Origin of the sequence: Chitinophaga sp. (genome assembly GCF_036569185.1) — a bacterium.
Lineage (GTDB): Bacteria > Bacteroidota > Bacteroidia > Chitinophagales > Chitinophagaceae > Chitinophaga.
This window is the reverse complement of record NZ_DATCRD010000232.1, coordinates 1-9,973: the sequence shown is the minus strand read 5'-3', so window position 1 is coordinate 9,973 and position 9,973 is coordinate 1. Positions and strand designations below refer to the sequence as shown.

The following is a 9,973-nucleotide window of genomic DNA, read 5'->3' as shown; positions in this document are numbered from 1 at the left end:
CACTGCATATCCGTATCAATGTTCATTTTGATAACGCCATAACCCAGGGCTTCTGTGATCTGGTGTTTTGGAGAACCGCTACCACCGTGGAATACATAGAATACAGGTTTAGCGGCAGTTTTGAATTTCTCCTGGATGAATTCCTGGCTGTTGTGCAGGATCACCGGGCGCAGCTCTACGTTACCGGGAGAGTATACGCCATGAACGTTACCAAAAGCGGCAGCCACAGTGAAACGGGGGCCTACCTTTGATAAAATTTCATACGCATAGGCCACTTCTTCAGGCTGGGTATACAGCTTGGAGTTGTCTACACCTGAATTGTCCACCCCATCTTCTTCACCACCGGTTACACCCAGCTCAATTTCGATGGACATACCCAGTTTATTCATTCTCTCAAAATATTTATGAGAAATTTCGATGTTCTCTGCAATCGGCTCTTCAGACAGATCCAGCATGTGGGAGCTGTACAGCGGCTGACCGGTTTGTTTGAAATGTTGTTCACCTGCATCCAGCAAACCATCGATCCATGGCAGCCATTTCTTGGCAGCATGGTCTGTATGCAGCACTACGGGAACACCGTAATATTTAGCTACTTCATGTACATGTCTGGCTCCGGAAATACCACCTGCAATATTGGCCTGCAGCTTATCGTTCGGCATACCTTTACCGGCAAAAAATTGTGCACCGCCGTTAGAAAACTGGATGATAACCGGTGAATTCACTTTAGCAGCTGTTTCCAGTACCGCATTCACGGAGTTAGTTCCCACAACATTTACGGCAGGCATAGCAAATCCGTTGTCTTTGGCATCGTTATACAGCGCATCCAGCTCTTCGCCGAATAGTACGCCAGCTCTGTATTTTCCCATACTCTGATATGTGTTTTAATTTTTTAGGAAAGCAAATATAAGGAGTTAAATAGAAGATTTATAGCGAAAAGTAAGTGCTTATGTATTAATTCTACCAGCAGAAAAATGTATTTTAACCGGTATCAATCCCGTTTTATATGAAACTATTCCTGTTTTTCCTCCTGGTGATATCCCTGCAAATGCCTTTCCATAGGGCATCTGCGGCTAATGCAACCGATTCCCTGCAGTACTTCACTTCATTTGACGGCACCCGTATCCACTATACGGTTACCGGCACAGGGGCGCCTGTATTATTGGTGCATGGCTTTATTGAGAACGGGGACTCCTGGAAAAAAACAGCCCTGTATGATTCATTGCTGGTACACGGGTATAAGGTGATAACCCTTGATCTGAGGGGAAACGGGGCATCGGACCATCCGCACGACAGCCTCGCCTACCTGGATGATGCGGAAACAAAGGACATTATGGGATTGATGACCTGGCTTAATATTAATAATTACCAGGCAGTAGGCTATTCCCGGGGCGCTATTATAGTATCGCGCCTGCTGGTGCTGGATGCCAGGGTGCGCAGCGCTGTGATGGGAGGGATGGGCACTGCTTTTACAAACCCTGCCTGGCCGCGCCGGCAGCGGTTTTATGAGGCGCTTTCCGGGAAAGAGGTACCGGAACTGGCGGCCATGGTGAAATACGTACAACAGTCCGGCCTGGATCAGCGCGCACTCGCCATGATGCAGTTGGGCCAGCCCTCTACTACACCACAGGAGCTGGCCGCTGTGCATCAGCCGGTATTGGTTATCGGAGGGGATAAAGACGAAGATAATGATACCGGTGGTTCACTCGCAGCCATGATGCCGGCAGGAATGCACGGCACCGTAGCCGGAGATCATAATTCAGTAGTACGCAGCGTTCCCTTTGCGGAATGGGTGCTCGACTTCCTCCGGAAGCATTAGCTTACCGTAAGCATATTTCCATCTACCTTAATGGTATAAGCCGATAACGCTGCAGTAGCGGGGCCGGTGTTTACCGCGCCGGTAGTGGTATACCGGCTGCCATGGCCGCAGGGCGCATTACATTCTATTAACTTGGAGCTGTTGTTGTAGGTAGCCACTGTGCATCCCTGGTGGGTACAGGTGCTGGAAAGCGCCGAGAAAGCCGATGCCGTATTGCCGGCAGCAACACGGATAATGATCACGCCGTTCGCGATCTTAAAGTCGCCCACATTGGTGAGGTCACTGCCGAGGTTCAATGATAATTTCGCGTTGCCGCCACCGCCGCCGGGAGGATTAGGTTCGGGATTATCGTTGCCTCCCTTGCTGCAGGCAGCCAAACCGGCGGTACATACCAGTGCCAGTGTAAGTCCGATGTTGGAAACAAAATCTCTTCTTTCCATAAAGTGCGTTTTAATTGAGTGGATCGTTATCCTGTTTACGCAGGTGGAAAGAAGATAGTTGCCTCAGTAAGCGAATTTTGTCTGTCTCAGGATTATGATGATTATGCTGATTTATTTTTTAAAGATTTTCTGATATTAACTTTTGATGACCGTTTGGAAATAGGCGGGTGCCTCCAGCAAGCGGCTGCCATACCAGGAAAACATCTCGCCGTCTACCAGCTGTATATGCGCATCCGGTAATATTGCCTGCAATTCGGCGATATGTTTTTCCTTAAAAGGATAAGGCTCTGAAGAAAGCAATATCCTGCGACATCCGCTGTTGGCCAGTTGCGAGGCTGTAATGGACGGATACCTGGGCAACTCCCCGAACACGTTCCGGAAGCCGCACAGCTGCAGCATGTGGTGGATGAAGGTATCGCCGCCTGCCACCATCCATGGATCACGCCAGATAAAATAGGCAGCGGGAACGGCCTGTGTAAAGGGTTGTAGTGAAGAAAAATTGGTTTTGATCCCGGAAACGAGAGCGGCAGCGGTGTCCGCACGATCTGTTATCGCACCGATGCCGGTGATCATATTGTATGCGTCTTCCAGGGTCTGGATATTACTTACCCATACCGGGTAATCCTGCATCAGCAGCTCCACATCGGCCGCCAGGTTTTCTTCCTTGTTGGCAATGATAAGGTCTGGTGAAAGCTGCCGTATAATTTCAGGGTGAATATTTTTAGTGCCACCTACACGTGTTTTTTCCCAGAACCACTTTAACGGATGTACGCAGAATTTGGTAATGCCCACCACTTCCTTTTCAAGCCCGAGGGAATACAGCAGTTCTGTTTGGGAGGGTACCAATGAAACAATCCGCCGGGGCGGATTGTCGAGTGTTATCTGCCGGTGCAGCTGATCGGTAAACAACATGATATCTTTTATCTGCCAAGTGCCTGTATAATGTCGTACTTCGTAACGATGTGATGATTACCGCTGTCGTCTTTGGTAAGCACGGCGCCGTTTTCCCGGTTGATATATACCGATAGTTTTTCGATAGGCGTATCCTGGCTTACCAGTGGGAACAACGGCTGCATTACCTGTTGTACCAGTGCATCTTTCAGGTTGGCATCATCGATAAGGCGGTTGAACAACCCGTTTTCAGAGATGGCGCCAATCAGCTCCCCGCCCTGTTCTACAGGAATATGTTCGATGTCGTATTTTTTCATCCTGGCAATCGCCTCACTTACTTTTTCATCTGCGCTGATGGTTACCAGTGGCTGGTTGCGGCGGCCATTCACTACATCTTTTACTGTTTTTACATCCAGGAACCCGCGCTCCATCATCCATTGGTCGTTGTAAATTTTTCCCACATATCGGCTGCCATGATCATGGAAAATGACTACTACCACATCTGTAGGCTTCAGTGATTCCTTTAGCTGCAACAGCCCGGCTATGGCCGATCCGGCGGAATATCCCACGAAGATGCCTTCCTCTTTGGTGATACGGCGCGCCATTACAGCGGCGTCTTTATCGGTTACTTTTTCAAATTTATCGATCACCTTCATATCGTAATTCTCCGGCACAAAATCTTCCCCGATACCTTCAGTAATATAAGGATACACTTCACTCATATCCAGCTGCCCCGTCTCAAAATATTTCTTCAGCAGGGAACCGTAGCTGTCAATAGCCCATACTTTAATGTTGGGGTTCTTTTCCTTCAGGTATTTCCCTGTGCCGGTAACCGTGCCACCAGTGCCGGTAGCCACCACCAGGTGGGTGATCTTGCCTTCCGTTTGTTCCCATATTTCAGGACCGGTTTGCTCATAGTGCGCATCGCGGTTAGCAAGGTTATCGTATTGGTTTACATAAAATGAATTGGGTACTTCCGTGGCCAGTCTTTTAGACACAGAATAGTAGGAGCGGGGATCTTCAGGTTCCACATTGGTAGGGCAAACAATCACTTCTGCGCCTACGGCTTTCAGGATATCCACTTTTTCCTTGGATTGTTTATCTGTAGTGGTGAAAATACATTTATATCCTCTGATAATAGCCGCCAGCGCCAGGCCCATCCCTGTATTGCCGGAAGTGCCTTCAATAAGGGTGCCGCCTGGTTTGAGCAATCCTTTCTCTTCCGCTACATCCACCATTTTCACGGCCATGCGGTCTTTAATAGAGTTGCCGGGGTTAAAGAACTCCACCTTCGCCAGCACCGTGCAGGGAAGTGTGGCGGTTACGCGGTGCAACTTTACCATCGGGGTATTTCCTATCGTTTCGAGTATGTTATCACAATATTTCATAAAAATGAGGTTGTATGTTCACGAAAATACGGAAATGCGCGGATTTTGTCTTGGAACACTGATTACGCTGATTAAAATGATTTTGCTGATGTTATTATTAACTTTTGAAAGATGAATAGCAACTAACGGTTATATCAAATTTTTAAAAAAATATCAGGGGAATCATTTTAATCAGCGTAATCAGTGTTCCAAGACAAACTCCGCGTATCTTTGCGCCGATGAACGAAAGGATTTTTATAACAGGAACAGGTACCGGTGTTGGAAAAACCATCACCGCAGCCTGCATTACGGAAGCATTGAACGCGGATTACTGGAAACCGGTGCAAACCGGGTTGCTGGAAGGCACGGATACAGACACCGTATCATCTTTATTGTCAAATAAAGTGTCAGTTTGTCACCCGGAGGCATGGCGACTGGAAGCTCCGGCTTCACCGCACCTGGCGGCAAGAATGGAAAACTGTACCATTGATGTGAGGCGTATCCTGCAACTGGCAGACCAGTACCAGCCTGCCGGCCGGGCATTTGTGATGGAAGGGGCCGGTGGTCTGATGGTACCGGTAAATGAAGAGGTGTTTACACTGGATCTGATAGCGGCCCTGAAAGCCAGGGTGGTGATTGTGGCGCAGAATTACCTGGGTAGCATTAACCACTGCATGCTCACTGCACGGATGCTGCAACATACAGGCGTGCCCGTTATCGGATGGATGTTTGGAGGCGATTATCATACCAATGAAGACGATGTGGTGAAATGGAGCGGGTATCCGAAAATTGGCCGTATTCCGCTAACAGATACAGTAGATAAGGCATTTGTTCAACAACAGGCACAGTTGTTGTCTACCCCGTTGCATACTTTACTGGCATGACCACTAAAAAGGATATACGAAAACATTTCCTGGAGCTGCGACTCAACCTGGACGACCCCACCGCGCTTTCCCTGAATGAACGGTTACTGGCAAATGTACGCCGGCTCGATTTCAGCGCTGCCAGGAATGCGCATATCTTTCTTCCTATTTCAGAAAAAAAAGAAGTCGATACCTGGCCCCTGGTAAAATGGGGGCGAAGCCAATGGCCGGATATGGAATGGGTGCTTTCCCGTTCGGACATGAAAACCGGGGATATGGAGCATTATCTCTGGAAAACCAATACTGTACTGGTTAAAAACAAATTCGGCATCCCGGAGCCGGCTCACGGGGAAGTGGTGCCACCTGAAATTATAGATCTTGTATTTGTACCTTTGCTCGCATTCGACCGGCAGGGACAACGGGTAGGATATGGTAAAGGGATGTACGACCGTTTCCTGCAACAATGCCGGCCGGATGTGCGTACCATCGGTCTGTCGCTGTTTGAGCCCGTGCCGCAGATCAAGGACATTGATCCCTGGGATGTGCCGTTGCATACGGTAGTGACCCCGGATCATATTTATCAGTTTAAATAAACGACAGTGCTTAAATACCTGAGTATTCTTTTATATCCTTTCTCCCTGCTGTATGGCCTGGTAATGTGGATACGGAACAAATTTTATGACAAGGGCCTGCTTACTGCGGTGGAATTTGATCTGCCTGTGATCGCCGCCGGTAACCTGTCGGTAGGCGGTACCGGGAAAACCCCGCATGTAGAGTATATGATCCGCCTGTTGAAAGATCATCTGAAGGTAGCTACGCTCAGCAGGGGCTACAACCGCCGTACCAGTGGCTACATCCTGGCCGATGAAAACAGCACTGCCGCCGATATCGGCGATGAGCCCATGCAGTTTCACGATAAATTCCCGGATATCAAAGTGTGTGTGGGAGAGGAGCGGATGCTGGCCATTCCCCAACTGCTGGGCGATGAACCGGATACCCAGGTAGTGTTGCTGGATGACGCTTTCCAGCACCGTTCCATAAAGCCCGGCCTTAATATCATGATCACCGATTACAGCCGCTTGTTTACCCGGGATCATGTAGTGCCCTTCGGGCGTTTAAGGGAAGGAAGACAGGGATATCACCGGGCCGATTGTATCATTGTATCAAAGTGCCCGCCTGCCATGAGCCTGGAAGAGAAGCAGGCACTGGAAAAAGAAATTAAACCATTGCCTCATCAGCGGCTCTTTTTCACTACCTTGCAATACGGCGCCCTGTCAGACATGATCACCCGCGAGCCGGTGGCACTTTCCGGATCGGCAACCGCGCTGCTGGCATGTGGTATAGCAAGGCCCGAACCATTGCTCGAAGAATTGAAACAGCGTTACAAACAGGTATATCTTTTGTCTTTTCCCGATCATTATTATTATACGGAGAAGGATATACTGAAAATAAAAAAAGAATGCAGCGATCTGCCCGGCACAGAAAAGATTGTTATTACTACAGAAAAAGATGCAGTAAGGCTACATCTGCTAAAAGGCATGCTGGCAGAACAAAATCTGCGGATGGCTGTTATTCCGGTGGAGGTTGCATTCCTCTTCGGAGAAGCAGAATTATTTAATAACTTTATTTTTGACTACATAGGCCGGCACCTGCCAGCGCCCGGTCAATAATAACTTACGACTAACATGAGTAGAAAAAAGAAAAATAAGAAAGGCGGTAATTATAACCCCAATAACCCCCAGCAAAGCCATAGCCCAAAGAAAACCTTTAAAGGCATAGTGGAAGTAACAAAGTCGGGAATGGCTTTTGTTATTGTGGATGGCCTTACAAAAGATATCATGGTAAAGCAGAAGAACCTGCATACCGCCCTCGACAGAGATGAAGTTTTAGTGGATGTATTGAAAAACGGCCGTAATGAAGGCCGTATGGAAGGCATAATAACGGATATCCTTAAACGAAATAAAACTGAATTCACCGGCACACTCCAGGTCAGCAAAAATTTTGCTTTCCTTATTCCTGAAAAAGGATTGTTTATGCCGGATATCTATATTCCCGCCAACTCCCTCGGAGAAGCAAAAAGCGGGGATAAAGCCCTGGTGAAGATTGTAGCCTGGGGAGAAAAATCCCGCAAACCCGTTGGTGAAATCGTGGAGATCCTTGATGCCAGCGATACCAACGACCTGGCCATGAAAGAAATACTTATTGAAGCAGGATTTCCGCTGAACTTCCCCAAAGAAGTAATGGACGAACTGGGTAATATCCGTGAAGTCATTTCTGAAGAAGAAGTGGCTAAACGGAAAGACATCCGCAAATTCCTCACCATGACCATCGACCCGGTGGATGCCAAGGATTTTGATGATGCCATTTCCATCCGTTTACTAAAAAATGGTTTATATGAACTGGGCGTGCATATTGCGGATGTAAGTCATTATGTGCTGCCTGGCACCGGGCTTGATAAAGAAGCCGAGAAACGCGCTACCTCTGTATACCTGCCGGACCGCGTATTGCCCATGCTGCCGGAAAAGATCTCCAATGAGCTTTGCTCGCTGCGTCCGCATGAAGATAAACTTACCTTCTCTGCTATGTTCCAGATGAACGACAAGGGAGAGGTGAAACAACATTGGATAGGCCGTACCGTGATCCACTCCGATCACCGGTTTACCTATGAAGAAGTACAGGAGATCATTGAGCGGAAGTCAGACGGCCCTTACAGGAACGAAGTGCTGTTGCTCAACCGTATTGCCCAGAACCTGCGCAACCAGCGTTTCGCGCATGGCGCCATCAACTTTTCTTCGCAGGAAGTGCGCTTCAAACTGGATGATACCGGCAAGCCTATTGGCATTGTTGTTAAAGAAAGTAAAGAAGCGCATCAGCTGATTGAAGAGTTTATGCTGCTGGCCAATAAAACCGTAGCAGCATATGTAGGTAAACTGCGCATTAATAAACAGCCTATCCCGTTCCCTTATCGTGTGCACGATACGCCAGACCCGGAAAAACTGAAAGTGTTTGCACTGTTCGCCGGTAAGTTCGGTTATAAGTTTGACCTGAGCACACCGGAAAGCATTGCCAGCTCGTTTAATAAAATGCTGGCGCAGGTAAAGGGAAGGCCGGAACAGCCTGTGCTCGAAACACTGGGTATCCGCACAATGGCCAAAGCCATTTACACCGTGAATAATGTAGGGCACTATGGTCTTGGTTTTGAGGACTACTGTCATTTTACCTCTCCCATCCGCCGCTACCCTGATGTGCTGGTACACCGTGTACTGGCCGAATGCCTGGCCAACAGCGTGCGCCCTGATAAGCAGATGGAGCAGAAATGCAAACACAGCTCGGAAATGGAACGTAAGGCCATGGAAGCAGAACGCGCCGGTAATAAATACAAACAGGTAGAATATATGCAGCAATTCATTGGTCATACCTTTGAAGGAGTGATCAGTGGAGTGGCGCATTTTGGCTTCTGGGTAGAAACCATGGATACCAAATGCGAAGGGCTGATCAGCATTCATAACCTCAATAAGAGGGAAGAGTTCCAGTATAATGAAGGCGAATATTCCCTGGTGGGCCAGCGTACAGGCCGTAAGTTCCGTATAGGCGAAAAGGTGAGTATCCGTGTGGTGGCTGCCAGCCTTGCCAAACGCCAACTGGATTACGATCTGGAAGACGAGCTGACAGGCACCGGCACACCCGCTGCTGCATTCCAGCCCAAACGCCGCGATGAGCGCCGTGACGACCGTAAAGGTGATCATCGCCGTGAAGACCGCCGGGGCGACCGCAAAAAGAAAAAAGACAAACAACGTCAGCATAGACCTTGGGAGCAGGAGGCAAAAGCTCCTCAGAAAGCGCCGGAAGTGTCTCTCGGAGAGCCTAAGCCATTACCTGTGGTAGACCAGGTGATAGCGGAAACGCATGTGGTACCGGTAACACCGGAAGCGCCTGCAACACCGGCCGCAGAACCTGCGGTATCAGCTACTCCTGCGCCAATACCTGTAGCCGAACCTACACCAGTACAGAAAAAGAAACCAAGGAAAGCACCTGAAGCGCCGGTGGTAACAGCGCCAGCGCCTGAACCAACATTAGCACCGGTTGAAGAAAAAATAGCTGCTAAACCAGCGCCAGCAAAGAAAGCCGCAGCTAAAACGGTAGCAAAGAAAGCCGTACCAGCAAAGAAAGCCGCTGCTAAGCCGGAAGCTACGAAACCAGCGCCAACAAAGAAAGCCGCAGCCAAACCGGAAGCTACGAAACCAGCGCCAGCAAAGAAAGCCGCAACCAAACCGGTGGCAAAGAAAGCAGTACCTGCGAAGAAAGCCGCAGCCAAACCAGTGGCAAAGAAAGCCGCTGTTAAACCGTTGGCAAAGAAAGCCGTACCAGCAAAGAAAGCCGCAGCTAAACCAGTGGCAAAGAAAGCCGTACCAGCGAAGAAAGCCGCAGCTAAACCGGTAGCAAAGAAAGCAGTACCAGCAAAGAAAGCCGCTGCTAAACCGGTAGCAAAGAAAGCGGTACCAGCGAAGAAGGCCGCAGCTAACAACAAATCAAAGAAAAAGTAAATAATAAAACACTAGCCAACAGCAATGCATTCATTCAAAGAATTAACAACGC

The 9,973-nt window shown here is 48.7% G+C and carries 9 protein-coding genes; 5 read left to right on the top strand and 4 right to left on the bottom strand.

Translation table 11 applies throughout. The annotated features are described in order from the left end of the window. Positions 1-866: class II fructose-bisphosphate aldolase (fbaA, locus tag VIM72_RS17470; protein ID WP_332004113.1), on the bottom strand; the 866-nt coding region annotated here is incomplete at its 3' end. A gap of 137 nt (positions 867-1,003) precedes the next feature. Here fbaA and VIM72_RS17465 point away from each other — a divergent pair. Beyond that, positions 1,004-1,816: an alpha/beta hydrolase gene (locus tag VIM72_RS17465; RefSeq protein ID WP_332004112.1), complete on the top strand. Its 813-nt coding sequence runs from the start codon at positions 1,004-1,006 to the stop codon at positions 1,814-1,816. On the opposite strand, the gene VIM72_RS17460 is transcribed toward VIM72_RS17465, so the two are convergent. The 3 genes from VIM72_RS17460 to VIM72_RS17450 all read right to left on the bottom strand — a co-directional run bounded on the left by VIM72_RS17460 (position 1,813) and on the right by VIM72_RS17450 (position 4,535). Beyond that, positions 1,813-2,256, bottom strand: coding sequence for a Rieske (2Fe-2S) protein (locus VIM72_RS17460; RefSeq protein ID WP_332004111.1), 444 nt, complete (start codon positions 2,254-2,256; stop codon positions 1,813-1,815). The two genes, VIM72_RS17465 and VIM72_RS17460, sit on opposite strands and share 4 nt — an antisense overlap. Before the next feature lie 135 nt (positions 2,257-2,391). Then, positions 2,392-3,168, bottom strand: coding sequence for a helical backbone metal receptor (locus VIM72_RS17455; RefSeq protein ID WP_332004110.1), 777 nt, complete (start codon positions 3,166-3,168; stop codon positions 2,392-2,394). A gap of 8 nt (positions 3,169-3,176) precedes the next feature. Next, positions 3,177-4,535, bottom strand: a complete 1,359-nt coding sequence (locus VIM72_RS17450) for a pyridoxal-phosphate dependent enzyme (RefSeq protein WP_332004109.1) — start codon at positions 4,533-4,535, stop codon at positions 3,177-3,179. Positions 4,536-4,753: 218 nt separating this feature from the next. Here VIM72_RS17450 and bioD point away from each other — a divergent pair, with 218 nt between their 5' ends. From bioD to rnr, 4 genes are read left to right on the top strand one after another with little or no spacing between them, the layout of a single operon-like run. After that, positions 4,754-5,398 (top strand): dethiobiotin synthase, encoded by a 645-nt coding sequence (bioD, locus tag VIM72_RS17445; protein ID WP_332004108.1) that lies wholly within the window; start codon positions 4,754-4,756, stop codon positions 5,396-5,398. Continuing rightward, entirely contained in the window at positions 5,395-5,970 is a 576-nt protein-coding gene (locus VIM72_RS17440) for a 5-formyltetrahydrofolate cyclo-ligase (protein WP_332004107.1), read from the top strand. The genes bioD and VIM72_RS17440 overlap by 4 nt, the downstream gene beginning before the upstream one ends. Positions 5,971-5,976: 6 nt before the next feature. Further along, the gene (lpxK, locus tag VIM72_RS17435; RefSeq protein ID WP_332004106.1) at positions 5,977-7,047 is read left to right on the top strand and encodes a tetraacyldisaccharide 4'-kinase; all 1,071 of its coding nucleotides are present in this window, start codon (positions 5,977-5,979) and stop codon (positions 7,045-7,047) included. Positions 7,048-7,062: 15 nt separating this feature from the next. Continuing rightward, positions 7,063-9,921 (top strand): ribonuclease R, encoded by a 2,859-nt coding sequence (gene rnr / locus VIM72_RS17430; protein WP_332004105.1) that lies wholly within the window; start codon positions 7,063-7,065, stop codon positions 9,919-9,921. Positions 9,922-9,973: the final 52 nt, after the last annotated feature.

Coding starts and splice junctions, on each gene's coding strand:
- VIM72_RS17465 (WP_332004112.1), top strand. CDS start 1,004: ATGAAACTATTCCTGTTTTTCCTCCTGGTGATATCCCTGCAAATGCCT.
- VIM72_RS17455 (WP_332004110.1), bottom strand. CDS start 3,168: ATGTTGTTTACCGATCAGCTGCACCGGCAGATAACACTCGACAATCCG.
- rnr (WP_332004105.1), top strand. CDS start 7,063: ATGAGTAGAAAAAAGAAAAATAAGAAAGGCGGTAATTATAACCCCAAT.
- VIM72_RS17450 (WP_332004109.1), bottom strand. CDS start 4,535: ATGAAATATTGTGATAACATACTCGAAACGATAGGAAATACCCCGATG.
- bioD (WP_332004108.1), top strand. CDS start 4,754: ATGAACGAAAGGATTTTTATAACAGGAACAGGTACCGGTGTTGGAAAA.
- VIM72_RS17460 (WP_332004111.1), bottom strand. CDS start 2,256: ATGGAAAGAAGAGATTTTGTTTCCAACATCGGACTTACACTGGCACTG.
- VIM72_RS17440 (WP_332004107.1), top strand. CDS start 5,395: ATGACCACTAAAAAGGATATACGAAAACATTTCCTGGAGCTGCGACTC.